This window comes from Clavibacter rahimiani (assembly GCF_052654495.1).
Genome location: NZ_CP199790.1, coordinates 3,037,952 through 3,061,275, shown reverse-complemented (window position 1 = coordinate 3,061,275; position 23,324 = coordinate 3,037,952). Strand labels below are relative to the sequence as shown.

The window sequence follows — 23,324 nt, the reverse complement described above, 5'->3', positions numbered from 1 at the left end:
CGCCGGCCGGGAGCCGCCCGGGCGACGCGGGTCAGAACAGGCGGGAGTGGCCGTCGTCGAGGCCGCGCATCGCGTCGTAGTCGAGGAGGAGGCAGCGGATCCCGCGGTCCTCGGCGAGCGTGCGGGCCTGCGGCTTGATCTCCTGCGCGGCGTACACCCCCGTGACGGGCGCGAGGTGCGGATCCCGGTTCATCAGCTCGAGGTAGCGGGTGAGCTGCTCGACGCCGTCGATGTCGCCGCGGCGCTTCAGCTCGACCGCGACCGAGCGGCCGGCGGCGTCGCGCGCGAGGATGTCGACCGGCCCGATGGCCGTCATGTACTCGCGGCGCACGAGCTCGTGGCCGTCGCCCAGCAGGTGGATCTGCTCGGCCAGCAGCTTCTGCAGGTGGGCCTCCACGCCGTCCTTCACGAGGCCCGGGTCGATGCCGAGGTCGTGGGCGGAGTCGTGGAGCACCTCGTGGATCGAGACGACGAGCATGTCGGCCGTCTTCGGCTGCACCACGCGCCAGATCTCGCGGACGCCCGCGAGCGCCTGCTCGTCGTCGGGTTCGACCTCGACGATGGTGCAGGGCGGGCTCATCCAGTTGAGCGGCTTGTAGGAGCCGCCGTCCGAGTGGACGAGGAGGCTCCCGTCGGCCTTGACCATGAGGAGGCGGGTGGCGAGGGGGAGATGCGCGCTGAGGCGGCCGGCGTAGTCGACGGAGCAGCGGGCGATGACGAGACGCACCCGGCGAGCCTAGCCGGGCGTCGGAGGGGTGCGCGCCGCGGCGGCCGGGGCGGCGGCGCCGGCTGCGGTGGCCGCGCTCCGGCGGGCGGCGCGGCGGCGGCCCTGGGAGAGGAGCACGCCGAGGAGCACGAGGGCGGCGCCGGCGGGCTCGTTCCAATGCAGGGTCTCGCCGAGCACGAGGATCCCGAGCGCGACCCCGACGACGGGCGTGATGTAGGTGACCGTCGAGGTGGCGGTGGGGCCCCAGGCGAGCAGCACGTTCATGTTCCAGAGGTACGCGAGGCCCGTGCCGACCACGCCGAGCACCACGAGGCTGAGCACGACGGGGAGGTCGAGCTGCACGGGGCCGGTGGCGAGGAACGGGGTGGCGAGGATCATCGCGGCGGCGCCCATGCCGATCTGCATGAAGGCCGTGACGACGCCCGGGATGCCGCGGTGGGTGAGGAACCGGCGCAGGTAGCTGAACGTGATGCCGTAGCAGACGGCCGCGCCGAGGCACGCGAGCTGGCCCGCGAGCTCGAGGAGCGGCTGGCCGGACGCGGCGGCCTCCGCGGACGGGGCGAGGCGCCACGGTCCGATGATCACGACGACGCCGGCGATCCCGACGGCGATCCCCGCGAGCTGACGGCGGCCCAGCTTCTCGACGCGGAAGGCGAGCGTGGCGAGGAGGGCGGTCATGATCGGCGTGGTCGCGTTGTAGATGCTCGCGACGCCCGAGGTGACGTGCTGCTCGGCCCAGGCGAACAGCGAGTACGGGATGGCGGATCCCACAACGCCGACGACCGCGAAGTGCAGCCACACGACGCGCTCCTTCGGGAGCGGCAGGCGGCGGGCCGCGACGATGAGGCCGAGCGCGATCGCGCCGAGCACGAGCCGGGTCCACGACACCTGGCCGAAGGACACGCCCTCGAGCGCGACCTTCATGAAGAGGAAGCTCGCGCCCCAGACGGTGCCCATCGCGGCGAACTGCACGGCGATGCGGCGGCCGCCGGGAGCCGCGAGCGCGGCGACGGGGGAGGCGGGAGCGGCGGCGGGGGAGGCGGGAGCGGCGGCGGAGGCGGAGGGCGTCGGGGCGCCGCGGGGTGTCACGTCGCCACTGTATCGGCGTGGATGCGTGGGAGCATCGGGCGATGACGACGTCGCCCGCCACCGTGCTCGTGACGGGGCGGTTCGCGCTCGAGCCGCTGGTGGTCGGGCACGCGCGGGAGATGGTCGGGGTGCTCGCGGATCCGGCGCTGTACCGCTACACCGGGGGCGAGCCGCCGACGCCGGACGTGCTGCGGGAGCGGTTAGCGCGGCAGGCGGCGGGGCGCTCGCCGGACGGATCCGCGCGCTGGCTCGTCTGGGTCCTCCGGGAGCTGGCGTCGGGTCGGGCCGCGGGGTTCGTGCAGGCGACCGTGACCGTCGAGGGCGGGGGGCGCGTGGCCGAGGTCGCGTGGCTCGTGGGGACGGCGGCGCAGGGCGCGGGCGCGGCGGCCGAGTGCGCGGCGGCGGTGGTCGCGTGGCTGGGGGCGGACGGCGTGGGGATCGTGCGGGCGCACATCCGCCCGGATCATGCGGCGTCGCGGGCCGTCGCGTCGCGGCTCGGGCTCGCGCCGACGGACGTGCGGGTCGACGGCGAGGTCCGCTGGGAGCGGCGGGACGGCTAGGCGCCGGCGGCCGGGGTCTCGGCCGAGGCCTCGCGCAGGTCGCGCGTCATCCAGACGAGGTCGCCGTGCTCGGGATCCGCGGTGATCCTGCCGCTGTCCGCGAAGCCGGCCTTCGTGAGCACCCGGGCGGACGCGGAGTTCCACCGGCGGACGGTGGACCACAGCCGGGTGCGGCCCGTCGCGCGGGCGGCGTCGACGACGGCGCACGCCGCCTCGGTCGCGATCCCCGCGCCGTGCGCCGACCGCAGCAGCTCGAACGCCAGCTCGGGCTCCTCCAGGCAGGCGCTGCCGACGACCAGGCCGCAGTAGCCGATGACACCGGCCGCGTCCCGCCGCTCGATCGCGAGCAGCCCGATCCCCGTGCGCAGCGACTCCTCCCGCTGCACGGTCAGGCGGTCCCGGACCTCCTCGCGCGTGGGGCGCCCCTCGTCGTCGATGCGGCGGTGCGCCGGGAGGCGAGGATCGCGCTCGGCCCACAGGCGGTGCACGACGTCGACGTCCGACGGGCCGAGCGGCCGCAGCCGCAGGCGGGCGGTCTCGAGGAGCTCGGGGAGCGGCGACGCGGTCATGCGGTCACGCTACGTCGGGCGCCGCCCGGGGCGGCTGAGCGCACCGCGACCGGATGCCGAGCGGATCAGTGGACGGCCAGCTCCACCACCAGCACCGCCACGCCGAGCGCCGCGACGCCCGCGAGCACCAGGAGCTTGACGCCGATCCCCACGCGCAGGCGGCGGACCGCGAGGAGCGTCACGAGCACGAGCGTCGCCACGAGCACGATCGCGATGATCCGCAGGGCCGCGGTGAGGTCGAGGACCCCGAGGGCGGAGAGGCCGAGGATCGCCAGCGGCGCGGGCAGTACGCCGAGCGAGCTCGCGCACACGTAGAGGATGTGGCCGACGTCGCGGCGGTCGGGCACCTCGCCGTCGCGCACCATCTGCGCGATGAACTCGGCGACCGACACCGCGAGCAGCGTGCCGACGACCGTGAGGAGGAGCGTGGCGGCAGCCGCGCCGACGGTCGCGTGCTCGGTGTCGCGCGCGGTCGCGATGGTCACCGCGAGCGCGGTGAACGTGACGTAGATCCGCTCCTTCAGGGCCTCGGACCGCTGCTCGGCGTCGGGGCGGCGGCGGTCGGGGTCCGCGTCGCCCGTCCGGTCACGGCGGGAGCGGCGGGCGGGCGGGCGATGGCGGTCGGTCACGGGATCAGGCTAGGTGCGCCGGACGTCCGCCGCGCCCGGCCGTCGCCCGTCCGCGTGGGAGCATCGGAGCCATGAGCGACCCGACCGCGCCCGTCTCCCCGCCCGACCTCGACGCGGCCGCGCGCATGTGGGCCGCGTACGCCGAGGCGCACCCGCAGGCCGTCGCCGCGGGGCCCGAGCACACGGTCGAGCACTTCGGCGACCACGCCCGGCTGGCCGACGAGCTGCTCGGGATCGTGCTGTCCGGCCGGAAGCGCGCCACCGCCGAGCTGGTCGCCGACTTCCTGGCGCGCGGCGACGAGGTGCCGCGGATCGGCTCGCACTGGATCGCCTGCGACAGCACCGGGGCGCCGCGCATCGTGATCCGCAGCACCGAGCTCCGCGTCGGCCCCTTCACGAGCGCCGACGCCGCCTTCGCGCACGACGAGGGCGAGGACGACCTCTCCCTCGAGAGCTGGCGCACGCAGCACCGCGTCTACTGGGAGCGCGTGAGCGCGGCCCGCGGGGCCGTGTGGTCGGAGGACGAGGAGATCGTCTTCGAGCGCTTCTCCGTCGTCTGGCCGCCGGAGCAAGCGGACCCGCGGTGACGCGCACGGGGCGCGCACCGACCGCGCGCACGTGGGCCCGCCTCTGGTTCGCGGCGCAGGCGCTCGGCGGTGCCGCGTGGTGGGTGGCCGTGCCGACCATCCCGGCGGTGCGCGTCGCGACGCTCGGCTCGCTGGATCCGCTGCCCGTCGCCCTCCTCGACGTCCCGCTGTTCGTGGTGGGGTCGGCGCTCGCCGCGGCCGGGATCCGGTGGGCCGCCGTGGTCGCCGCCGGGTGGACGCTCGTGGTCGCCGTCGCGCTCGCCGGGTACGCGACCGTGACGACCGAGGCGGGGATCGGCGTGGTGGTCATGGCGGCGGCCGCGCTCGGATCCCTCGTGGCCTGCGCCCTGCTGCTCCTCGGCCGCCTCCCGACGCGGTGGGCGCTCATCGGCCCGTTCGCCGCGCGCCCGGCCGACGCGGACGCCGCCACCTCGCGGCACGTCCTCGCGACGGCCCTCCAGATCGTCGTGTTCTGGGGCTTCTTCCTCGTCGTCGTGCCGCTCGCGATCCGCTGGCTCGAGCTGCGCTGGCGGGTCGCGATGCCGCTGCCCGCGGGGGTGCCGGCCGCCGTGGTGCCGTCCGTGGGGATCGCGGTGCTGGTGCTCGCGAGCGCGCTCGGGATCTGGTCGGCGGCCGCCATGTCGACGCGCGGCGGCGGCACCCCGCTCCCGGCCGCGACCGCGACGCGGCTCGTCATCGCCGGCCCGTACCGCTTCGTCCGGAACCCGATGGCGCTCGCGGGCGTGACGCAGGCGGCCGCGGTCGGGCTGATCCTCGGATCCTGGCTCGTCGTCGCCTACGCCGTCATCGGCTCGTCGCTGTGGAACCACATCGTGCGGCCGGGCGAGGAGGCCGACCTCGAGGCCCGCTTCGGCGACGCCTTCCGCCGCTACCGCGATGCCGTGCGCTGCTGGGTGCCGCGGTTCCCGGGCGTGGAGGCGACGCCGCGCGGGCGCTGACCCGCGCCGCTGCGCACGGGTGCGCTCCGCCTTGGCCGCCATCGCCCAGGCCGCTCGCACGGCATCGGCGCAGGATGGACGGGATGGCTGACACCGAGATCCCCACGACCACCTTCCCCGACGGCCGCACCGCCGTCGCCCTCGCGCAGGGCACCTGGAACATGGGCGACGACCGCGCCGCCCGGTCCACCGAGCTCGACGCCCTGCGCGCCGGGATCGACGCGGGCCTCACCGCGATCGACACCGCCGAGATGTACGGCAGCGGGCGATCCGAGGAGCTCGTCGGCGAGGCGATCGCCGGCCGCCGCGACGAGGTCCTCCTCATCAGCAAGGTGCTGCCGTCGAACGCGTCCCGCCGCGGCACGGGCGAGGCGGCCCGCCGCAGCCTCGCGCGCCTCGGCACCGACCGGCTGGACCTCTACCTGCTGCACTGGCGCGGATCCCACCCCCTCGCCGACACGGTCGCCGCGATGCAGGAGCTCGTGGAGGAGGGGCTGATCCGCGCGTGGGGCGTCAGCAACCTCGACGGCGACGACCTCGAGGAGCTCGCCGCGATCCCCGGCGGCGACGCCGCGCAGACCGACCAGGTGCTGTACAACCTCGCCCAGCGCGGGCCCGAGCACGACGTGATCCCCTGGGCCCGCGACCGGCGCATGCCCGTCATGGCCTACTCGCCGCTCGACCAGGGTCGGCTCGCGACGGATCCGACGCTCGCCGCCCTCGCCGCGCCCCTCGGCGTGAGCGCCGGCCAGCTCGCGCTCGCGTGGGTCGTGCGTCAGGCGCCGCACGTCTTCGCGACCGCCAAGGCCGCGACGCCCGCGCACGTGGCGGAGAACCGCGCCGCGCTCGACCTGGTGATCCCGGAGGAGACGCTCACCGCGCTCGACCGCGCGTTCCCGGGGCCGTCGGGGGCGGGTCCGCTCGCGATGTACTGACGCGCGCGCACCGCGGGCGTCAGGCCCGCGCGATCCCCGTCACGATCCACCGGTCGCCGCGCGCCCGGAGGCCGAGCGTGAGCGCGCGGGCGCCGATGTAGACGAGGCCGAAGGCCGCCCACAGCGCGAGGAGGGCGGGGGTGCCGGCGACGCGGCCGGTCCCGGTGAGCCACGCCACGAGGATCAGCGCGGGCGCGTAGACCGCGAGGTTCACGACCCCCGCGAGCGCGAGGTACCGGGCGTCCCCTGCGCCGATGAGCACGCCGTCGAGCACGAACACGTACCCGGCGACGGGGAGGCCGACGGCGAGCACGAGGGTCACGGCGGTGAGCATGCGGTGGATCCCCGCATCGCCCGTGAAGACCGGGCCGAGCAGCGGTGAGAGGGCGGCGAGCCCGAGGCCGAGGATCGCGCCGAGGCCGACGCCCCACTGCACGAGGCGGCGGGCGACCGCGCGCACCCGCGGCACGTCGTCCGCGCCGAGGCCGTGGCCGACGAGGGCCTGGCCCGCGATGGCGAGCGCGTCGAGCACGAACGCGATCGTCGAGAAGAGCGTGAGCGCGATCTGCAGGGTCGCGAGCCCGGTGACCCCGAGCCCCGCGCCCACCGCGACCGTCGCGAGGATCGCCGCCCGGAGCGACGCCGTGCGGAGCAGCAGCCAGCCGCCGGACGCCGCCGAGCGCGCGACCCCGCGGAGGCCGGGGCGCAGGGTCGCGCCGGTCGCCCGGGCGGCCCGCACGGCGATCGCGACGAACACCGCGGCCATGCCCCACTGCGCGACGACGGTGCCCCATGCGGATCCGGCGATGCCGAGCCCGAGCCCGTAGATGAGGAGCGCGTTGAGGGCCGCGTTCGCCGCGAACCCGCACACCGCGACGACGAGCGGGGTGCGCGTGTCCTGGAGGCCGCGGAGGAGGCCGGTCGCGGCGATCACGAGGAGCATCGCGGGCATGCCGGCGAGCGAGATGCCGAGGTAGGTGCGGGCGGCGTCGATCACCTGGGCGGTCGCCGCCGGATCCGCGTCGGCCCCGCCGGTGTCCGCGAGGGCGCGCACGAGCGGATCCGCGACCGCGAGGCCCACGACCAGCACCACCGCGCCGAGCGCGAGCGCCAGCCACAGGCCGTCGATGCCCGCCCGGATCGCGCCCGGCCGGTCACCGGCGCCGAGCCGCCGCGCGACCGTGGGCGTGGTCGCGTAGGCGAGGAAGACGAGGAGGCCGACGATCGTCTGCAGGATCACGCTCGCGATGCCGAGGCCCGCGAGCGGCGCGCTGCCGAGGTGGCCGACGAGCGCGGTGTCGGTGAGGAGGAACAGCGGCTCGGCCACGAGCGCGCCGAGCGCCGGGACGGCCAGCGCGAGGATCTCGCGGTCGAGCGGGCGCCGGACCCGCGGGCGCCGGACGGACCCGGGCCCGCGCCCGCTCCCGGGCTGCCCGGCGCCCGGGTCGCGGGACGCGCCCGTCAGCGGACCGCGTGCGCGAGGCGCTGCACGACGCCGGCAGCCGCGGACGTGAAGGCGCGCAGGGCCTCGGGGCCGAGCGAGCCGAGCGAGATCGGTCCGCGCTCCGCGATGTGCGCGTCGTACGGCACCGTGAAGATCTGCGCGGGGCGGGCGTCGTCGAGGATCCGGTCGATGCGCGCGACGACCGCGGGGTCCTCCGGGCGTCCGTCGTGCAGGCGGATGATGACGGCGTTGTCGGCCAGCATCGCCGCGTGGCCGCCGAGCTCGCGCAGGAAGTCGAGCAGCGCGACCGCCTCGAGCACGGCGTCGCCCGCGTTGAGGACGGGGACGACGAGCACGTCGGTGACCTCGATGGCGCCGCGGAAGGCGGACGACGACGGCTGGTTGCCGGAGTCCATCACGCGCACCGCGTAGTACTCGTCGATGAGGCGGGCGACGCCCACGACGTCCTCGCCCGTGAGCTCACGGCGCGGCCCGACGGACGCGACGACCGAGGCGAAGCTCGTCTGGGGCGCGGTGTAGCCGGCGAGCTGGCCGGCGCTGTGGATCTCGTCGCGGTCGCGCACGAGCTCGCCGAGCCCGCGCTGGGGCTGGCCCTCGGCGCGGTAGCCGAGCGCGCCCGGGTCGTCGGTGACCTCGACCACGGCGACGGATCCGCCGCGGATGGAGCCGAGCACGCCGCCGAGGATGAGGCTCGTGGGCGTCTTGCCCACGCCGCCCTTGCGGTTGGCGACCAGCACGCTGACCGCGCGCGACCAGGTGGCCTGGCGGATGACGCGCTCGTCGCCCTCGCGACGCGCGACCTCGGCATTCGCGGCAGCCTCCTCGGGCCCGGGGCCGATCTTGAAGACGCCGCCCGTGACGGAGTTGACGAAGCCGCGGAAGCCGGTGCGCGCGACGACCGGGCCGCGCGGCGGGCGCTGGCCGCTCTGCTCGGGGAAGAGGGTGAGGGCGCTCGTGGCGGCGTCGGCGCGCGGGGTGCGCATGACGTAGCGGTGCGGATCCGCGTCGGGGAACGCCGTGAGGTCGGTGCCGGGGCGGCGGGCGTCGGCGGGCTCGTCGGCGTCGTCGGGGGCGGCGGGGAGGGAGGCGACCGGGGTGGGCTGCGGCTGCGGCTCGGCGGCGGATGCGGATGCGGCGGCCGGCTCGGGGAGGGCCGGCTCGGGCGCGGCGGCGACCGCGGCGGGTGCCGGCTCGGCGGACGTCGCGGCGGCCGACTCCGCGCTCGGGCGCAGCGGCATGCGGAAGGGGTGCGCGTTCACGACGTGCGGGGCGGGCACGGTCCACGCGGATCCGGCCTCGGGAGCGACGACCGCGTCGAACGGGGAGGGGGCGGCGGAGGCGTCGTCCGCGGGAGCGCCCGCGTCGGCGCCCTCGGGGAGCTCCTCGGCCGCGTCGTCCGCGTCCTCCGCGGCGTCCGTCTCGGCCTCGCGCTCGTCCTCGACGAACAGCTCGTCGAACGCGTGCGTGCCGACGATCTCGACCTCGTCCGTGTCCTCCGTCTCGGTCTCCGCGTCCTCGGAGGCGGAGGCGGGGGCGGAGGGCGCCAGGTCGTCGATGCCGTCGGACTCGTCGTCGTCGGCGGGCGCGGAGTCCTCGCCGGGGGCGACGTCGGGGGATCCCGGCCGGACCCGGTCGGGACCGAAGAGGCCGCCCTCGGAGGTGCGAGGGACGGCGGGGAACGGATCCACCCAGCGGTGCGCGTCACCCGACGCGTCGCCCGAGCGGTCCTGCTCCATCTCCTGCTGGCGGCGGCGCAGCTCCCTGCGGCTGAGGAGGGGAGGCTCCGACGCCCCACCCTCGCGGTGGCCGGTGTCGTGCGTGTCGTCGGTCATGTGGCTCGCCTTCGTCATCCCCGCCTGCGCGGACGAGGCTACCAGGGGGCGGTGCCGCGGCCGGATCGCCGGGATCGCCGCCACCCCGCGCCCCACCGGCCGACCTCGCGTCCCCGCGCGCTCCTCTCCCGTGCCGGATGCACGGATGACCGTCGGTTAGGGTCGGCACGTGATCCCGGCTCCCTCCTCCGACCGCCCCGCGGACGCGCCCGACGACCGCGAGGCCGCCGTCTCGTCGGTGGCGACCGAGCTCGGCGCCCTGCTCATGTCGATCCGCTCGCTGCGCATCGAGGAGGCGGCCGTCTTCCACCCCGACCTCCAGCCGGGCGCGTTCGCGGTCGCCCGCTGGATCCGCACGGCCGGGCCCGTGTCCGCCGGCGCCGTCGCGACGGGCCTCCTCATGGACAAGAGCTCGGTCAGCCGGCACCTCCGCGTCCTGCGCGAGGCCGGCTTCGTGCAGGACGAGCCGGATCCCGAGGACCGCCGCTCCACCATCCTCAGCCTCACGCCGCTCGCCGAGGAGCGCCTCGAGCAGGTGCGCGCGGGCACGCGGGAGCGCCTGCAGAACCGGCTGTCCGGGTGGGACACCCCCGAGGTCGAGCAGCTCGCGGGCCTGCTGCACCGCTTCAACGTCTCGCCGCGCGACCGTCCCGCCGACGCCTGATCCCGGCGCCGCTCCGGCGGTCGGGGACGCGGTCGCGGTCGCCGCCGTCGCGGGCGATCACCCCGCCTGGTGCACCGCGTAGCTCGCCACGAACCCGAGCACCGTCACGAGGCCGGTGAGCGCCTGCGCCTTGCGGAACGCCTCCGGGATCATGGTGTCGCAGATCATCGCGAGGATGGCCCCGGCCGCGAACGCCATCACGACCGACTGCCCGCTCTCCGGCAGGCCGCCGAGCAGCGCGTACCCGCCGAGCGACGAGAGGGCGCAGATGACGGCGATGGAGGTCCAGAGCCCGAAGACGTAGCGCGCGCCGCGGCCGGACTCCTTGAGGTCGGCCGTGCTCGACATGCCCTCGGGGAAGTTCGAGATGACGACCGCCACGAGCACGCCCACGCTGAGCGCACCGCCGCCCGTGAGGCTGAGGCCCTGCACGGCCGTCTCGGGCACGCCGTCGAGCAGGGCGCCGAGCGCGATCCCCACCCCGGTGCCGCCCGAGGCGCCCGCCGCACCCGGCCCGCCCTTCCGCCGGTGCTGCTTCCGCCGGAACCCGCCGTGCTCGAGGATCTGGTCGAGCACCACGTAGACGACCGCGCCCGCGACGAACCCGGCGATGGTGGGCACGACGCCGCCGCTCGTGGCCGCCTCGTCGACCAGGTCGAACGACAGCGCGGAGATGAGCACGCCGGCGCCGAACGCCATCACGAGCGCGACGACCTCGCGCGGCACCTTCACGAACCAGGCGACGAGGGATCCGATGACGAGCGAGAGACCCGAGAGCAGACCGGCGAGCCCGGCCAGGAGGAGAGGCGACATGCCTCCGAGGATGCTCCTGGTGGGGTCCGCCCGTCCGGCCGCGACCCGCTCGGGCGTGGCGGGAGCCGATCAGCGGACGGCCGGTCAGCGGACGGCCGACACCCCCGCGTCGCGGAGCGCCAGGTCGGCGAGCTGGCGCACCACGCGGGGGTCGCCCGCGCGCCAGGCGGCGACCGGATCCGGGTGCGCCTTCAGCAGGGCCGCCGGCTTCCGCGACGAGAGGGCGCGGAGCGCGAGCAGCTCGGTGCCGCCGGGTGTCGCGGCGAGCGAGCGGGCCGCCGCCGCGCGCCGCACGAACGAGACGCGGCGGAGCAGCCAGTGGCGCACGATGAACGCGATCGGCACGAGGGCCACGAGGATCCCGACCACGAGCGCGATCGTGCCGACGAGCGCCTGCTGGTCGCGCCCCGCCTCGATGAGGCCGGTGCCGATCCCGCTCGCGTCCTCGAACGGCCCGCGCGCGGCGTCGCCCACGAGCGGGACGCGGCCGAGCGCGTCGGCCGCGTCGGTCATGGATCCGCGCAACTGCGCCCCCGAGGTCTCCATGCTGCGGCCGAGGTCGGCGAGCGGGCGGATGAGGGCGGCCACGGCGATCCCCACGAGCACCGAGACGACGATGCCCGCGAGCGCCGCGGTGTCGGCCGCGATCTGCCGGGCGCGGACGAGGGGGAGCGCGGAGTAGAGCTGCATGCGTCCAGCCTGCCCTGCGGGCGGACGGGGCGCGCGCGTCAGGTCGCCGGGTCGTCCAGCGCGTCGAGATCCCGCAGCGCCTCGCGGGCCCGCTCGAGGCGCGCGTCCTCGGGCTCGTCCCACCAGCGGGGTCCGCGCTCGCCGAGGCCGTGCTTGGCGAGGCCCACGCGCGTGCGGGCGGCGGCCACCGCGTCCTCGTCGCCCCGGCGCTTCGCGGCGCCCACGCCCGACCGGCCGCGGCCGAGGTGCGACTTCAGGGCCGCCACGAGGTCGGTCGGCAGCGACGGATCCGTGCGCGGCCACCGCCGCCCGCCCACGACCAGCCAGCGCTCGTCGTCGGTCGAGCCGTCGCCGGAGCCGTTCCCGGGGCCGTCGCCGGGGCCCGCGTCATCGGGATCCGCGGGCTGCTCGCTCATCCCCCGACGCTAGCCCCCGCGGCGCGGACCGCACCGCCCCCGGACGCGCGAGGGCCGGGGCGCACGCACGCCCCGGCCCTCGGATCCCGCCGCCGTCAGCGAGCGGATCGTGTCAGCGGATCAGCCCCGCCACACCTGGATGACCGACGGACGCGGTCCGCGCCACGCGCCCTTGGGGGGCGTGACGCCGGCCGGCACGTAGTCCGGGAAGAACGAGTGCTGCTCGGCGAACGAGCCGTCCTCGCCCGGGTGCTGCACCGCGACGAAGACCATGCCCTCCTTGTCGTGGATGACCGGGCCGCAGGTCTCGGCCTCGGTCGGCACGGAGAGGAACTGCTGCACGTGGCCGCGCTCGGCGCCCTCCAGCGGGACCTTGAACAGGGCGTCGTTCAGGCCGATGGTGCTCGGGGCGCCGTCGGTCGAGATCCAGAGGTTGCCCTCGGAGTCGAACGCGACGTTGTCCGGGCAGCTGATGGGCGAGACCTTGTCCTTCGGGAAGCCCGCGAAGTAGGTGGACTCGTTCTTCGCCGGGTCGCCCGCGACGAGGAGGAGGTTCCACGAGAAGGTCGTCGAGCGGAGGTCGCCGCCGTCCTCGGTGATCTCGACGATGTGGCCGTCGCGGTTGGTCGTCCGCGGGTTCATCTCCGTGGCGCCCTCCTTGCCGACCTTGCCGCGGTCGGTGTTGTTGGTGCACGCGACGTAGATCTTGCCGGTGATGGGGCTGGGCTCCACGTCCTCGCAGCGGTCCATCTTGGTCGCGCCCACGGCGTCGGCCACGAGGCGGGTGCGGATGAGCGCGTCCTCGATGGTGAAGCCGGGGACGGGGCAGACGCCGTCGACCGCGATCGGGATCCACTGGCCGATGCCGTCGAACTGGCCGTCCGAGGGGAGCTGGCCGGTGCCCGTGATCTCCGCGACGGGCGAGTCGCCCGTGAAGCGCGCCACGTAGAGCGAGCCGCGCGTGAGGAGCTGCTTGTTCTTGCGGCGGTCCTGGCGCGAGGTGCCCGTGACCATCGTGTCGTGCGAGACGAACTTGTAGAGGTAGTCGAAGCGCTCGTCGTCGCCCATGTACGCGGCGACGTGGCCGCTCGTGCCGGCGATGACGTTCGCGCCCTCGTGCTTGAAGCGGCCGAGCGCGGTGTGCTTGACGGGCGCCTCGCCGGGCTCGAACGGGTCGACCTCGACGATGTAGCCGAAGCGGTTCGGCTCGTTCTCGTAGCCGGCGTTGCGGGCGTCGAAGCGGGGGTCGATCGACTCCCAGCCGCGGCTCGTGGCCTTGTCGCCGAGGCCGTAGCGCTTGTCGGCGGCGGAGGTGCCGGCGGTGCGGAAGTAGCCGTTGAAGTTCTCCTCGCCGGAGAGCACGGTGCCCCACGGGGTGGTGCCGCCGGCGCAGTTGCCGAGGGTGCCGAGGATCGTCGTGCCCTTGGGGTCGTCCTTCGTGCGGAGCGCGGCGGATCCGGCGACGGGGCCGGTCACGGTGAAGGGCGTGTCCGCGGTGATGCGGCGGTTGCGGTGGTGGCCGATCGTGTAGGTCCACGGCTGGCCGACCGTCTTGCGGCGGAGCGCGACGACGGACATGCCGTGCGAGGCCTTGCCGATGCGGCGCTGCTCGTCGCGCTCGGCGTCGTCGACCGCGGGCGGGAACATGATGTTCTCGTTCGTGTACTCGTGGTTGGCGACGAGGAGCGCCTCCTTGTTCCGCGAGTTGATCGGGATGATGTCGAGGTAGTCGTTGTTGTAGCCGAACTGGCGCGCCGCGAGCTTGGCCGTCTGGTTGTCGGCGTCGAAGTCGTCGGCGTAGCTGAAGATCGGGTCGCCCCAGCGGATGATCGGCGCCCAGCGGTACCCGGTGGGCACGTTGAACTGGTCGACGGAGGCGTCGACGGGCGTGATCGCCGTGAAGGGGAGGTTGGACGCGGCCTGCGCGGCGGCGGCCTCGGCTCCCGGGGCGGCGGCGTTCTGCGCCACGAGGATCGCGAGGGCACCGGCACCGGCGCCGCCGAGCAGCGTGCGGCGCGAGAGGGCGCGGCCCGCGATGTCGCGGAAGTAGGAGTTGTCGGTGATGTTGGGGACGGGCTTCGTGCAGGCGTCGTCGCACTTGAGGTGGCAGGTGACGGTGCTGCGCTTGCCGCGTGCGTGGGGATCGCGCGACAGGACCGGCAGGAGCCGGTGGTGGGTCTCACGGATGAGGGTCATGTGGGGTCTCCATCGATCTCGGGCGTCTCCTCCGGGCACGGCGGACGCATCACATTCGAAAGGTATTCGTGCCCCCGTCCCCGCCCCCGACTCCCGGGTGGACGGCGGGTGAACCCCGGATGGCCGGATCGTGCGGGTCCGCGCGCGGGCGCGGCGGAGCCCGTCGCGTCGCTCTGCCCGGGGACCTCAGCGGGCGACCGCGACGACCAGCGCCGCCACCCCCGCGCACGCCGTGAGCGTGGCGACGAGCGCGGGGAGGCCGCCGCCGGGGAGGGCGCGGCGGTCGCCGGATCCCGAGGTGAGGATCCGGTGCACCCGCCGGTAGCGCCCGTGCGCGGCCGCGAGCACGGCGAGCGCGGCGACGACCCCGGCCGCCGCGACGACGAGGCCGGCCGACCCGAGGAGCTGCGGGAGGACGCGGAGCCCGAGCAGGGATCCGACCACGAGCGCCAGCGCGGTGCGCCGCCAGGCGAGGGCCGTGCGCTCGGGCTGGAGGCCCGGGTCGAAGGGACGGCTCCCGGGTCGCGCGTCCGGGCCGGAGGCGCTCACGCCGTCAGCACGCCCAGCAGCACGAGCACCCCGGCGGCGACGACCGCGATCCCGAGCGGCAGCGACAGCGCCGCGGACGGCAGCGGCCGGTCCCGGCGGAGGGCCCGCTCGGTGCGCATCCAGCCGATCCACGCCTGCGCGGGCGCGAGGATCCCGGTCGCGATGAGCACGATCGACGCCGCGAGCCGGAACCCCGGCTGCAGGCCGAGCCCCAGCGCCTCGAGCGCGACGCCGCCGGCGAGGAGGGCGAGCGACGTGCGGATCCAGGCGAGGAACGTGCGCTCGTTGGCGAGCGTGAACCGCACGTCGGGCTCGGCGCCCTCGCGGTAGACGCTCCGGGGGAAGCGGCGGTCGGGCGCGGTCATGCGGCGGGATCGCGCAGGCGGGGCGCCGCGGCGGGCAGGGGCATGCGCCCATTCTCGCGGGATCCGGCGAGCGCCGCGTCGACGGACGCGCGGTGCCGCCGCTCGATCGCCTGGCCCGCGTAGCTCGCGGCGACGATGAGCGCGGCGCCCCACGCGCCCGCCGGCCCGATCGCTTCGCCCGCCACGAGCACGCCGACGAGCAGCGCCCACACCGGCTCGGTGCCCATGAGGATGCTCGCCCGCGACGCCGAGGTCCGCCGCACCGCCCAGAGCTGCACGACGAACGCGAACAGCGAGCAGAGGAGGCCCAGGAAGAGCACGTCGGCCCAGCCGGACGGATCCAGCCGCACGGCCGCGGCGGGCAGGTCCGGCCCGGCGAGCACGGTGAAGGCGACGGCGCAGACCGCCATCTGCACGAGCACCACCCCGAGCGATCCCTCCCGCCGCCCCCGCGTGAGGCGGGCGCTCGCCGTGACGTGGATCGCCCGGACCGCCGCGGCGGCGATCACGAGGCCGTCGCCCGGGGTCGGGGCCCGCAGGCCGCCGTCGGAGACGAGGAGGGCGACGCCCGCGACGGCGGCCACGGCGGCGACGAAGTACCGCCGCGGGAGCCAGGAGCGGGAGGCGGCGCCCTCGAGCACGGGCGTCATCACGAGCGCCAGGCTGATGAGGAGCCCCGCGTTCGTCGCGGAGGTGAGGTGCACGCCCCACGTCTCCAGCCCGATGACCGCGGCCTGCGACACCCCGAGGCCCGCGGCGATGAGGAGGCCGCGACCGCGCGGGAGCCGCTCGCGTCGGGCGAGGCAGAGGAGGCCGGTCGCGACCGCGGCGACGAGGAAGCGCAGCGCGACGGCCGCCGGCACGCCCGTCTCGGCCGCGAGGTCCTTCGCGGCCAGGAAGCTCGCGCCCCACACGGCGGCGACCCCGACGAGCAGCAGGTCGACGACGGGCTCGGCACGCGCGCGGGAGGTCATGGGGCCACTGTCCCCGCTTCGACTCGGAAGAGCGAGCGACATCGTCTTCATCGATGCGTTAGCCGGCGCTGATGCGTTAGACAGGGGTCATGGATCCCGCCCGCCTCCGCCTCCTCCGCGAGCTCGGCGACCGCGGCAGCGTCGCCGCGGTGGCGACGGCGATGGGCGTCAGCGCCTCCGCCGTGTCGCAGCAGCTCGCGGCGCTCCAGGCGGGCGTCCCGGTGCCGCTCACCGTCAAGCGCGGGCGGCGGCTCGTGCTCACGGAGGCGGGTGCGGCGCTCGCGGTGGCCTCGGTCCGCGTCGACGAGGCGCTCGCCGGCGCCCGGGACGCCGTCGGCTCGTTCCTCGACCACGAGGACCGCGACGTCCGCGTCTCCGCGTTCCACAGCGCGGGGCTCGCCCTGTTCGGGCGCCTCCTGGCCGAGGTGGGCGATCGCGCGCGGCTCGCCCTCGCCGACGCGGACGTGGCGCAGGACGCCTTCCCCGGGCTCACCGCGGATCACGACCTCGTCGTCGCGCACCGCCTGCCGCACGACCCGCCGTGGCCGACCGCGCGCCTCGTCGTCACCCCGCTCCTCGTCGAGCCGCTCGACATCGCCCTGCACGCCGCGCACCCGCTCGCGGCGTCGGCCGGCATCACGCCGGAGCAGCTGCGCGACGAGCGGTGGATCTCGGTGCAGCCGGGCTTCCCCCTCGCCGGCGTGCTCGCCCACCTCGGGGCGCTGAGTGGAGCCGTGCCGCACGTGGTCCACCGGATCAACGAGCTCTCCGTCGCCGCGCAGGTCGTGCGGACGGGCGCGGCCATCGCCGTCATGCCGCGGACGACGGCCGCCCCGCTCGCCGTCGACGGCATGGTGCTGCGTCCGGTCTCCGGCGTCGCGCTGGTCCGCCACGTCGACGTCCTGGCCCGGCCGGATGCCCTCGCGCGCGCCTCCGTGCGCACCGTGCTGGCCGCCCTCCGGCGGGTGGCGGATGCCGCGGCGGCCGAGGCCGGTCGCGACCCGGCTCGCTGACGGCCGCTCAGCCGCCGATGCCCTCGAGCTCCGCGAGCGCCTCCTCGGGCAGCCGGATCCGCGCACCCGCGACGTTCTCGCGCAGGTGCGCGACGGACGAGGTGCCCGCGATCACGAGCACGTTCGGCGACCGCTGCAGGAGCCAGGCGAGCGCGACGGGCAGCGGCGCGGATCCGAGGTCGGCGGCCACGCGCGACAGCGTCTCCGACTGCAGCGGCGAGAACCCGCCGAGCGGGAAGTAGGGCACGTACGCGATGCCGGCCGCGGCCAGCTCGTCGATGAGGGCGTCGTCGTCGCGGCGCGCGAGGTTGTAGTGGTTCTGCACGGTGACGATCGGCGCGATCGCGCGGGCCTCGGCCACCTGCTCGGCGGTCACGTTGCTCACGCCGAGGTGGCGGATCAGCCCCTCGCGCTGCAGCTCGGCCAGCGCGGTGAACGGCTCCTCGATGGATCCGTCGGTCGGGCTGTCGAAGGCGCCGACGCGGAGGTTCACCACGTCGAGCACGTCGAGCGTCAGGTGCGTGAGGTTGTCGTAGACGGCCTGGCGGAGCTCGGCCGGGGAGAGCGCCTGCGGCCAGCGGCCCTTCGCGTCGCGGAGGCTCCCGACCTTCGTCACGATGTGCAGGTGCTCCGGGTACGGGAACAGCGCCTCCTCGATGACCGCGTTCGTGTGCCCGGGCCCGTAGAAGTCGGCCGTGTCGATGTGCGTGATCCCGAGCGCGACGGCCTCGCGGAGCACGGCGCGGGCGGCGTCCGGATCCGCGGGCGGGCCGAACACGCGCGGCCCCGCGAGCTGCATGGCGCCGTAGCCGAAGCGCGTGACGGTGAGGTCGTCGGCGAGGGGGAAGAGCCCTCCGGGCAGGTCGGTGGACATGGCGATCCTCTCGGGTGGGCGGTCCGCCCACTCTCCCGCGGCGGGATGCGCGGGCGGCCGCACTCGCAGGAGCCCGTGAGCGGATCCGCTCGGATGCGGACCCGCCCGAGTGGATCGTCCGTCGCCTCACCGCCGCCGCATCACCATGCCCGCGTGGTGCAGCACCCCGTCGACGAAGACGCCGTCGGCGCTGAAGCCGGTGTCGTCGCGGTACGCGATGCGATCCCCGTCGACCTCGTAGGCGCCGGTGTACGCGGCCTCGCGGGTGCCGCGCGCCTCCACGTAGCGGCCGTCGGCGCGCAGCTCCTGGCGGACGCGGCCGTCCGCGGTGCACCAGAGGCCCAGGTGCGCGGTCATCGCTGCACCGCCGGGCGCACGGTGATCTCGTTGACGTCGACCTCCGCGGGCTGCCCGACCGCGAAGGCGACGGCCGCCGCGATGCTCGACGCGGGGATCGCGCCGGCCCGGTACGCGACCATCGCCTCGCGGGCGTGCGGGTCCGTGATCGAGTCGGCGAGCTCGCTCTCGGTCACGCCCGGGCTGACGGTCGTGACGCGGATCCCGGCAGGCGACTCGATCCGCAGTCCCTCCGTGATCGCGCGGGCCGCGTGCTTCGTGCCCGAGTACACGGCGCTCGTCGCCGGCACCTCGCGGGCGGCGATGGACGCGATCGTCACGAGGTGGCCGGTTCCCTGCCGCGTGAAGTGCGGGAGGGCCGCGGCGATGCCGTGCAGCAGCCCCATGACGTTGACGTCGACCATGCGGCGCCACTCGGGGAGGAGTCCGGCGTCGAGGCGGGAGAGCGGCATGACGCCCGCATTGGCGACGAGCACGTCGAGGCGCCCGTGCTCGGCGACGACGGCGTCGACCACGGCGCGGTGCGCGTCCGCGTCGACCACGTCGAGCTGGACGGCCTGCGCGGATCCGCCGGCCGCGGTCAGCCGGGCGACGAGCGCGTCGAGGCGGTCCCGGCGGCGGGCGGCGAGGACGACGTGGTGGCCGTCGGCAGCGAGGCGCTCGGCGGTGGCGGCGCCGATCCCGCTGCTCGCTCCGGTGATGAGGGTGATGGTGGGGGTGTCGTGTGGGGTCATGTCCTCCACCCTCGATCCCGCGCCGCGCCCGCCGAGGGCCGCGGCGTGCCCGGGTGCGGTGCACCCACCCATCCGCGCGGCGGTCGACCTAGGGTCGGGGCATGACCCACGACCTCGGCGACTACCTGCGCGCCCGCCGCGCGGCCACCCGGCCCGAGGACGCGGGCTTCCCCTCGGGCGGCCGCCGCCGCGTCGCGGGCCTCCGCCGCGAGGAGGTCGCCGTCGCCGCGGGCATGAGCGCCGACTACTACATGCGCCTCGAGCAGGGCCGCGAGACGAACCCGTCGCCGCAGGTGCTCGACGCGCTCGGGCGGGTCCTCGGGCTCGACGACGACGGGCGCCTCCACCTCTTCCGGCTGGCCGGGCTCGCCCCCGCGCCTGCCTCTTCGAGCGCCTCGTCCGAGCGCGCGGATCCGGAACTGCTGGCGCTCCTCGACTCCTGGCCGGAGCACCCGGCGCTCGTGCTCGGCCGCGCCTACGACGTGCTCGCCGCCAACACGCTCGGCCGCGCCCTGTTCGCGAGCGCCGCGCACCGCGGCAACCTCGCTCGGATGCTGTTCCTCGACCCCGCCGCCCGCACCCTCTGGGCGGACTGGCCCGCGGCGGCCGCGGCGACCGTCGCGGGGCTGCGCCTCGCCGAGGGCCAGGCGCCGGACGACGCCCGGCTCCGGGCCGTCGTGCGGGAGCTGACGGCGGCGAGCCCCGAGTTCGCGGACCTCCGGGCGACGGGGGACGCGCGGAGCAAGCGGCCGGTGCGGAAGGGGTTCCTGCACCCGGAGGTCGGCCCGCTCGACCTCCGCGCCCACGCCTTCGACGTGCGCGCCGCGCCGGGGCAGGAGCTCGTCGTCTACCGCGCCGAGGCGGGGTCGCCGAGCGCCGAGGCGCTCGCCCTGCTCGGGTCGCTCGCGGCCACGCGCGCCGCCTCCCGCTGAGGGCGGCGGATCGCGCCCGCGCGCCTAGGAGGAGGCGGCGCCCGGCGCCGCCTGCGCCGCCGGGTGCGCCCGCCGGGTCGCCAGCACGCGCGAGAACACGAGCACGAGGAGGCCGGCGGCCGGGATGAAGATCAGGCCGAAGCGGAGCGACGACGCGTCCGCGATGGCGCCGACGACGGGCGGCGAGATCAGGAACCCGACGCGCAGCAGCCAGCCGACGATCGTGAGGCCCGTGCCGGGCTTGAATGCGGGCAGCTCGTCCGCCGCCTGCATGGCCGCCGGGATGAGGGTCGCGACGCCGAAGCCCGCGACGCCGAAGCCCACGATCGTGCCGACGATGCTCGGGAACGCGAGCGCCCCGCCCATGCCGACGAGCACGAGCACGCCGCCGAGGCGGGCGATGGCGCGCTGGCCGAAGCGGTCGACCATGCGGTCGCCGAGCATCCGGCCGATGAACTGCATGCCCTGCAGCGAGATGAAGCCGAGGCCCGCGACGAACGCGTTCGCACCGAGGTCGCCCGAGAGGTAGATGGCCGACCAGGAGCTGCCGGCGTCCTCGACGATCGCGCCGCCGGACGCGATGATCACGAGCGCCAGCAGCACGCCGTACTTCGCCACGAGGCCGAGCGCGCGGGGGCCGGCGGCGCGCACGACGCCGTCCTCGGGATCCGCGATGGGCTCGTGTGCGTGGGCCGCGCCGCCCTCGCCCGGCTCCGGCTCCGGGCCCTTCAGGAGCCACGCGAGCGCGAGCACGGCGAAGGCGCTGAACAGCACCGCGGAGATCGTCAGGTGCACCAGGAGCGGCAGCCGGATCTGCGCGGCGGCCGCGCCCATGATCCCGCCCGACACCGCCCCGATCGACCAGACCGCGTGGAACGAGTTGATGATCGACCGCCCGTACAGCCGCTGCACCCGCAGCGCGTGCGAGTTCTGCGCGACGTCGGTGATCGAGTCCATGGCGCCCGCCAGGAACAGGGCGCCCGCGAGCACGGCCCAGCCGGGCGCGAGGCCGGCCAGCAGGATCCCGAGGGACGCCACGACCGTCGCGGCGACCGCCACGCGCGCCGAGCGGTACCGCCGGATGAGCACGCCCGCCGCCAGCCCGGCGATGAGCGCGCCGAGCGGCGACGCGGCCACCGCGGCGCCGAACTCGACGTTCGCGAGCCCCAGCTCCGCCTTGATCGCGGGGTAGCGCGGCAGCAGGTTCGCGAAGATCGCGCCGTTGGTGAAGAAGAGGACGCCCACGGCGACGCGCGCGCGGCGGATGTCACGGGGCGGGGCGGACGTGCGCGACAGCGTCGGCGCGGACGGGGAGGGCATGCGGCGGATCTTCCTCCGGCCGGACGAGGCGTCGGCGCGGGTCTCCAGCCTAGGGACGGACCGGGGCCCCCGACGACCGCTCCCCGGCGGCGGCGTCGGGTGCCGCGTCGGCGGGTGCCGCGCCCTCGGCGCGCTCGGCCATGTCCGCGACGAGGTCCATGAGCGGGATCAGCCGCGCGGACGCCTCGTGCCCGAGCTCGGTGAGCCGGTAGTCGACGCGCGGCGGGATGGTGCCCTGCGCCTCGCGGATCACGAAGCCGTCCTCCGCGAGCGTCCGCAGCGTCGAGGCGAGCATCTTCTCGCTGATGCCCTCGATCTCCCGGCGCAGCTCGCCCCACCGGTGCGATCCCTCGCCGAGCGCGAGCAGGACGAGCACTCCCCACTTGCTCGTGACGTGGTCGAGCAGCGTGCGCGACGGGCAGTTGGCGGGGTAGCGGCCCTCGGTCACGCCGGGCCGGTCGCGGGTGACCCGGAAGCTCATGTCGCGCATGGGACCAACTTACCTGAAAGTGGGTACCTCCCTGTGGGAAGCTCTTCGGCGTCACCCCGGTTGTCCCGGGCGAACCGCTCGTCCCCCGACTCGAAAGGCATCCCATGACCATCGTCGTCACCGCCGCCACCGGCCGCCTCGGATCGCGCATCGTCGCGTCCCTCCTCGCCCGCGGCTACGCCGCCTCCGACATCCTCGCGACCGCGCGCCGCCCCGAGGCCCTCGGCGAGCTCGCCGCGCAGGGCGTCCGCACCGCCCGCCTCGACTACTCCGACGCCGAGAGCGTGACCGCGGCGATCCAGCCCGGTGACACCCTCGTGCTCGTCTCCGGCAGCGAGGTCGGCCAGCGCGTGCCGCAGCACACCACCGCCATCGAGGCCGCGACGGCCGCGGGCGTCGGCCGGATCCTCTACACGAGCGTCCTCCGCGCCTCCACCACCGAGCTCTTCATCGCGGGCGAGCACAAGGCCACCGAGGAGGTCCTCGCGGCCTCCGGCGTCCCCGTCACCCTCCTCCGCAACGGCTGGTACACGGAGAACTACGCCGCCACGGTCGACGCCGTGACGCAGTCCGGCGCGCTCCTCACGAGCGCGGGCGACGGCGTCGTCGCGAGCGCCACCATCGCGGACTTCGCCGAGGGCATCGCGGTCGCGGCCATGGACGACGCGCTCGCCGGGCAGACGCTCGAGCTCGCGGGCGACGAGCGCTGGACGCAGGACGACCTCGCCCAGGCGATCTCGGGAATCATCGGCCAGCCCGTCCCCGTCTCCCGGGTCGACTCCGCCGAGCACGCGCGGATCCTCGGCGACGCCGGCCTCGACGAGGGCACGATCGGCTTCGTCGTGGGCCTCGACGCCGCCACGGCCGCCGGCCAGCTCGACGACGAGACGGGCGACCTCTCCCGCCTCCTCGGCCGCCCCACCACCTCGCTCGCCGAGGGCCTCCGCCGGGCGGTCCCCGGCGCCTAGCCGGCGATCGGATCCGCACCCGAGGCGGATCCGCGCATGACGACGCCCGCCCCTCCAGGGGCGGGCGTCGTCGTCGGCAGTGCGGATCGCGGATCAGCCGACGGCGTAGTCGACCCAGGTCGCGCCCTGCACGGTCCCGTGCACGGTCTGTGCCGGGCCCATCTGCCCGGAGCTCTGGCAGGTGGCCGTGGTGCCCTGCCAGGAGATGTCCTCGAAGCCGTAGGTCGCGGTGAGCGTGCCGCCCGCGGGGACCTCGACGGGGCCGAGCGTCGATCCCGCCGACCACGACGCGGACTCGGTCGCGGTGGCGCTGACCTGCGCGGAGATGGCGCCCATCAGCGCGCTGATCGACGCGCCGGCGGAGACCTCGGACCCGCGCGTGACGTCGGCGGAGACCGTGGCCGAGAGCGGGCCGCCCGTCGTGGCGGTCGAGGTCTGCGAGCCGGCGACGACGCGGTCGCTGGCCGTCCTCGTGAGGCTGGTGGTGGTCGTCCCCGGCTCGCATTCGGTGGGGACGGCGTTGGCGGCGCTCGGGATGGCGAGGCCGACGGCCACGAGAGCGGCGGCGGCGCCGATCGAGCCGAGGGTGCGGGCGGAGCTGCGGGTGATGGTCATGC

At 75.9% G+C, this 23,324-nt stretch carries 27 protein-coding genes; 8 read left to right on the top strand and 19 right to left on the bottom strand.

Features of this window, described 5'->3' with window-relative positions:
* Nucleotides 1–31: 31 nt before the first annotated feature.
* A complete protein-coding gene (gene nucS / locus ACT7CP_RS14620) occupies nucleotides 32–727 on the bottom strand; it encodes an endonuclease NucS (RefSeq protein WP_307505706.1) in 696 nt (231 codons plus the stop codon).
* Between the two features lie 9 nt (nucleotides 728–736).
* On the bottom strand, nucleotides 737–1,684 hold the full coding sequence (locus tag ACT7CP_RS14615; RefSeq protein WP_445443996.1) for a DMT family transporter: 948 nt from the start codon (nucleotides 1,682–1,684) through the stop codon (nucleotides 737–739).
* A gap of 173 nt (nucleotides 1,685–1,857) precedes the next feature.
* Here ACT7CP_RS14615 and ACT7CP_RS14610 point away from each other — a divergent pair, with 173 nt between their 5' ends.
* Nucleotides 1,858–2,376 carry a GNAT family N-acetyltransferase gene (locus tag ACT7CP_RS14610; protein ID WP_445442756.1) on the top strand — a complete coding sequence of 173 codons (519 nt, stop codon included), beginning with the start codon at nucleotides 1,858–1,860 and terminating at the stop codon, nucleotides 2,374–2,376.
* On the opposite strand, the gene ACT7CP_RS14605 is transcribed toward ACT7CP_RS14610, so the two are convergent.
* Together ACT7CP_RS14605 and ACT7CP_RS14600 are read right to left on the bottom strand one after the other, a co-directional pair.
* The gene (locus ACT7CP_RS14605) at nucleotides 2,373–2,945 is read right to left on the bottom strand and encodes a GNAT family N-acetyltransferase (protein WP_445442755.1); all 573 of its coding nucleotides are present in this window, start codon (nucleotides 2,943–2,945) and stop codon (nucleotides 2,373–2,375) included. The genes ACT7CP_RS14610 and ACT7CP_RS14605 overlap by 4 nt on opposite strands.
* Before the next feature lie 65 nt (nucleotides 2,946–3,010).
* Nucleotides 3,011–3,574 (bottom strand): hypothetical protein, encoded by a 564-nt coding sequence (locus ACT7CP_RS14600; protein WP_445442754.1) that lies wholly within the window; start codon nucleotides 3,572–3,574, stop codon nucleotides 3,011–3,013.
* A 71-nt stretch (nucleotides 3,575–3,645) separates the two neighbouring features.
* Between ACT7CP_RS14600 and ACT7CP_RS14595 the strand changes: the two genes are divergently transcribed.
* The 3 genes from ACT7CP_RS14595 to ACT7CP_RS14585 all read left to right on the top strand — a co-directional run bounded on the left by ACT7CP_RS14595 (nucleotide 3,646) and on the right by ACT7CP_RS14585 (nucleotide 6,055).
* Nucleotides 3,646–4,161 carry an ASCH domain-containing protein gene (locus tag ACT7CP_RS14595; protein WP_445442753.1) on the top strand — a complete coding sequence of 172 codons (516 nt, stop codon included), beginning with the start codon at nucleotides 3,646–3,648 and terminating at the stop codon, nucleotides 4,159–4,161.
* Nucleotides 4,158–5,120 (top strand): methyltransferase family protein, encoded by a 963-nt coding sequence (locus ACT7CP_RS14590; protein WP_445442752.1) that lies wholly within the window; start codon nucleotides 4,158–4,160, stop codon nucleotides 5,118–5,120. Before ACT7CP_RS14595 ends, ACT7CP_RS14590 begins: the two co-directional genes overlap by 4 nt.
* Before the next feature lie 74 nt (nucleotides 5,121–5,194).
* Entirely contained in the window at nucleotides 5,195–6,055 is an 861-nt protein-coding gene (locus tag ACT7CP_RS14585; protein WP_445442751.1) for an aldo/keto reductase, read from the top strand.
* Between the two features lie 19 nt (nucleotides 6,056–6,074).
* Here the strand turns inward: ACT7CP_RS14585 and ACT7CP_RS14580 are convergent, their stop codons facing one another.
* The gene (locus ACT7CP_RS14580; protein WP_445443995.1) at nucleotides 6,075–7,409 is read right to left on the bottom strand and encodes an MATE family efflux transporter; all 1,335 of its coding nucleotides are present in this window, start codon (nucleotides 7,407–7,409) and stop codon (nucleotides 6,075–6,077) included.
* Nucleotides 7,410–7,516: 107 nt separating this feature from the next.
* Nucleotides 7,517–9,352, bottom strand: a complete 1,836-nt coding sequence (locus ACT7CP_RS14575; RefSeq protein ID WP_445442750.1) for a MinD/ParA family ATP-binding protein — start codon at nucleotides 9,350–9,352, stop codon at nucleotides 7,517–7,519.
* Nucleotides 9,353–9,521: 169 nt separating this feature from the next.
* On the opposite strand from ACT7CP_RS14575, the gene ACT7CP_RS14570 reads away from it, so the two are divergent.
* The gene (locus ACT7CP_RS14570) at nucleotides 9,522–10,016 is read left to right on the top strand and encodes a MarR family winged helix-turn-helix transcriptional regulator (protein ID WP_413961715.1); all 495 of its coding nucleotides are present in this window, start codon (nucleotides 9,522–9,524) and stop codon (nucleotides 10,014–10,016) included.
* Nucleotides 10,017–10,073: 57 nt separating this feature from the next.
* Here ACT7CP_RS14570 and ACT7CP_RS14565 read toward each other — a convergent pair whose 3' ends face one another.
* The 7 genes from ACT7CP_RS14565 to ACT7CP_RS14535 all read right to left on the bottom strand — a co-directional run bounded on the left by ACT7CP_RS14565 (nucleotide 10,074) and on the right by ACT7CP_RS14535 (nucleotide 16,019).
* Nucleotides 10,074–10,829, bottom strand: coding sequence for a ZIP family metal transporter (locus ACT7CP_RS14565; RefSeq protein ID WP_445442749.1), 756 nt, complete (start codon nucleotides 10,827–10,829; stop codon nucleotides 10,074–10,076).
* Between the two features lie 84 nt (nucleotides 10,830–10,913).
* Nucleotides 10,914–11,519: a hypothetical protein gene (locus tag ACT7CP_RS14560; protein ID WP_445442748.1), complete on the bottom strand. Its 606-nt coding sequence runs from the start codon at nucleotides 11,517–11,519 to the stop codon at nucleotides 10,914–10,916.
* 38 nt (nucleotides 11,520–11,557) lie between these two features.
* Nucleotides 11,558–11,935 (bottom strand): biopolymer transporter Tol, encoded by a 378-nt coding sequence (locus ACT7CP_RS14555; protein ID WP_445442747.1) that lies wholly within the window; start codon nucleotides 11,933–11,935, stop codon nucleotides 11,558–11,560.
* Nucleotides 11,936–12,055: 120 nt separating this feature from the next.
* Nucleotides 12,056–14,131 carry a PhoX family protein gene (locus ACT7CP_RS14550; protein WP_445442746.1) on the bottom strand — a complete coding sequence of 692 codons (2,076 nt, stop codon included), beginning with the start codon at nucleotides 14,129–14,131 and terminating at the stop codon, nucleotides 12,056–12,058.
* A 186-nt stretch (nucleotides 14,132–14,317) separates the two neighbouring features.
* Complete coding sequence (locus ACT7CP_RS14545) at nucleotides 14,318–14,680, bottom strand: DUF202 domain-containing protein (protein WP_445442745.1); 363 nt, start codon at nucleotides 14,678–14,680, stop codon at nucleotides 14,318–14,320.
* A complete protein-coding gene (locus ACT7CP_RS14540; RefSeq protein ID WP_445442744.1) occupies nucleotides 14,677–15,045 on the bottom strand; it encodes a YidH family protein in 369 nt (122 codons plus the stop codon). Before ACT7CP_RS14540 ends, ACT7CP_RS14545 begins: the two co-directional genes overlap by 4 nt.
* Nucleotides 15,042–16,019 (bottom strand): DMT family transporter, encoded by a 978-nt coding sequence (locus ACT7CP_RS14535; protein WP_445442743.1) that lies wholly within the window; start codon nucleotides 16,017–16,019, stop codon nucleotides 15,042–15,044. Before ACT7CP_RS14535 ends, ACT7CP_RS14540 begins: the two co-directional genes overlap by 4 nt.
* Nucleotides 16,020–16,108: 89 nt before the next feature.
* Between ACT7CP_RS14535 and ACT7CP_RS14530 the strand changes: the two genes are divergently transcribed.
* On the top strand, nucleotides 16,109–17,032 hold the full coding sequence (locus tag ACT7CP_RS14530; RefSeq protein ID WP_445442742.1) for a LysR family transcriptional regulator: 924 nt from the start codon (nucleotides 16,109–16,111) through the stop codon (nucleotides 17,030–17,032).
* 7 nt (nucleotides 17,033–17,039) lie between these two features.
* On the opposite strand, the gene ACT7CP_RS14525 is transcribed toward ACT7CP_RS14530, so the two are convergent.
* From ACT7CP_RS14525 to ACT7CP_RS14515, 3 genes are all read right to left on the bottom strand, one after another.
* On the bottom strand, nucleotides 17,040–17,906 hold the full coding sequence (locus ACT7CP_RS14525; protein WP_445442741.1) for an aldo/keto reductase family oxidoreductase: 867 nt from the start codon (nucleotides 17,904–17,906) through the stop codon (nucleotides 17,040–17,042).
* A 126-nt stretch (nucleotides 17,907–18,032) separates the two neighbouring features.
* Nucleotides 18,033–18,263: an Atu4866 domain-containing protein gene (locus ACT7CP_RS14520; protein WP_191147623.1), complete on the bottom strand. Its 231-nt coding sequence runs from the start codon at nucleotides 18,261–18,263 to the stop codon at nucleotides 18,033–18,035.
* Nucleotides 18,260–18,997, bottom strand: a complete 738-nt coding sequence (locus ACT7CP_RS14515) for an SDR family oxidoreductase (RefSeq protein ID WP_445442740.1) — start codon at nucleotides 18,995–18,997, stop codon at nucleotides 18,260–18,262. Before ACT7CP_RS14515 ends, ACT7CP_RS14520 begins: the two co-directional genes overlap by 4 nt.
* Before the next feature lie 101 nt (nucleotides 18,998–19,098).
* Between ACT7CP_RS14515 and ACT7CP_RS14510 the strand changes: the two genes are divergently transcribed.
* A complete protein-coding gene (locus ACT7CP_RS14510; RefSeq protein WP_445442739.1) occupies nucleotides 19,099–19,929 on the top strand; it encodes a helix-turn-helix transcriptional regulator in 831 nt (276 codons plus the stop codon).
* A 24-nt stretch (nucleotides 19,930–19,953) separates the two neighbouring features.
* On the opposite strand, the gene ACT7CP_RS14505 is transcribed toward ACT7CP_RS14510, so the two are convergent.
* Nucleotides 19,954–21,249, bottom strand: coding sequence for an MFS transporter (locus tag ACT7CP_RS14505; RefSeq protein WP_445442738.1), 1,296 nt, complete (start codon nucleotides 21,247–21,249; stop codon nucleotides 19,954–19,956).
* A 49-nt stretch (nucleotides 21,250–21,298) separates the two neighbouring features.
* Nucleotides 21,299–21,730: a winged helix-turn-helix transcriptional regulator gene (locus ACT7CP_RS14500; protein ID WP_445443994.1), complete on the bottom strand. Its 432-nt coding sequence runs from the start codon at nucleotides 21,728–21,730 to the stop codon at nucleotides 21,299–21,301.
* 113 nt (nucleotides 21,731–21,843) lie between these two features.
* Between ACT7CP_RS14500 and ACT7CP_RS14495 the strand changes: the two genes are divergently transcribed.
* Entirely contained in the window at nucleotides 21,844–22,707 is an 864-nt protein-coding gene (locus ACT7CP_RS14495) for an NAD(P)H-binding protein (protein WP_445442737.1), read from the top strand.
* A gap of 93 nt (nucleotides 22,708–22,800) precedes the next feature.
* Here ACT7CP_RS14495 and ACT7CP_RS14490 read toward each other — a convergent pair whose 3' ends face one another.
* A complete protein-coding gene (locus ACT7CP_RS14490; protein WP_445442736.1) occupies nucleotides 22,801–23,322 on the bottom strand; it encodes a hypothetical protein in 522 nt (173 codons plus the stop codon).
* Nucleotides 23,323–23,324: the final 2 nt, after the last annotated feature.

What these genes read in the sequence shown, in the direction of transcription:
- ACT7CP_RS14615 (WP_445443996.1), bottom strand. Translation starts at nt 1,684, where the DNA reads ATGGGCACCGTCTGGGGCGCGAGCTTCCTCTTCATGAAGGTCGCGCTC.
- ACT7CP_RS14610 (WP_445442756.1), top strand. Translation starts at nt 1,858, where the DNA reads ATGACGACGTCGCCCGCCACCGTGCTCGTGACGGGGCGGTTCGCGCTC.
- ACT7CP_RS14605 (WP_445442755.1), bottom strand. Translation starts at nt 2,945, where the DNA reads ATGACCGCGTCGCCGCTCCCCGAGCTCCTCGAGACCGCCCGCCTGCGG.
- ACT7CP_RS14595 (WP_445442753.1), top strand. Translation starts at nt 3,646, where the DNA reads ATGAGCGACCCGACCGCGCCCGTCTCCCCGCCCGACCTCGACGCGGCC.
- ACT7CP_RS14585 (WP_445442751.1), top strand. Translation starts at nt 5,195, where the DNA reads ATGGACGGGATGGCTGACACCGAGATCCCCACGACCACCTTCCCCGAC.
- ACT7CP_RS14575 (WP_445442750.1), bottom strand. Translation starts at nt 9,352, where the DNA reads ATGACCGACGACACGCACGACACCGGCCACCGCGAGGGTGGGGCGTCG.
- ACT7CP_RS14565 (WP_445442749.1), bottom strand. Translation starts at nt 10,829, where the DNA reads ATGTCGCCTCTCCTCCTGGCCGGGCTCGCCGGTCTGCTCTCGGGTCTC.
- ACT7CP_RS14560 (WP_445442748.1), bottom strand. Translation starts at nt 11,519, where the DNA reads ATGCAGCTCTACTCCGCGCTCCCCCTCGTCCGCGCCCGGCAGATCGCG.
- ACT7CP_RS14555 (WP_445442747.1), bottom strand. Translation starts at nt 11,935, where the DNA reads ATGAGCGAGCAGCCCGCGGATCCCGATGACGCGGGCCCCGGCGACGGC.
- ACT7CP_RS14550 (WP_445442746.1), bottom strand. Translation starts at nt 14,131, where the DNA reads ATGACCCTCATCCGTGAGACCCACCACCGGCTCCTGCCGGTCCTGTCG.
- ACT7CP_RS14540 (WP_445442744.1), bottom strand. Translation starts at nt 15,045, where the DNA reads ATGACCGCGCCCGACCGCCGCTTCCCCCGGAGCGTCTACCGCGAGGGC.
- ACT7CP_RS14535 (WP_445442743.1), bottom strand. Translation starts at nt 16,019, where the DNA reads ATGACCTCCCGCGCGCGTGCCGAGCCCGTCGTCGACCTGCTGCTCGTC.
- ACT7CP_RS14530 (WP_445442742.1), top strand. Translation starts at nt 16,109, where the DNA reads ATGGATCCCGCCCGCCTCCGCCTCCTCCGCGAGCTCGGCGACCGCGGC.
- ACT7CP_RS14525 (WP_445442741.1), bottom strand. Translation starts at nt 17,906, where the DNA reads ATGTCCACCGACCTGCCCGGAGGGCTCTTCCCCCTCGCCGACGACCTC.
- ACT7CP_RS14520 (WP_191147623.1), bottom strand. Translation starts at nt 18,263, where the DNA reads ATGACCGCGCACCTGGGCCTCTGGTGCACCGCGGACGGCCGCGTCCGC.
- ACT7CP_RS14515 (WP_445442740.1), bottom strand. Translation starts at nt 18,997, where the DNA reads ATGACCCCACACGACACCCCCACCATCACCCTCATCACCGGAGCGAGC.
- ACT7CP_RS14510 (WP_445442739.1), top strand. Translation starts at nt 19,099, where the DNA reads ATGACCCACGACCTCGGCGACTACCTGCGCGCCCGCCGCGCGGCCACC.
- ACT7CP_RS14505 (WP_445442738.1), bottom strand. Translation starts at nt 21,249, where the DNA reads ATGCCCTCCCCGTCCGCGCCGACGCTGTCGCGCACGTCCGCCCCGCCC.
- ACT7CP_RS14500 (WP_445443994.1), bottom strand. Translation starts at nt 21,730, where the DNA reads ATGAGCTTCCGGGTCACCCGCGACCGGCCCGGCGTGACCGAGGGCCGC.
- ACT7CP_RS14495 (WP_445442737.1), top strand. Translation starts at nt 21,844, where the DNA reads ATGACCATCGTCGTCACCGCCGCCACCGGCCGCCTCGGATCGCGCATC.
- ACT7CP_RS14490 (WP_445442736.1), bottom strand. Translation starts at nt 23,322, where the DNA reads ATGACCATCACCCGCAGCTCCGCCCGCACCCTCGGCTCGATCGGCGCC.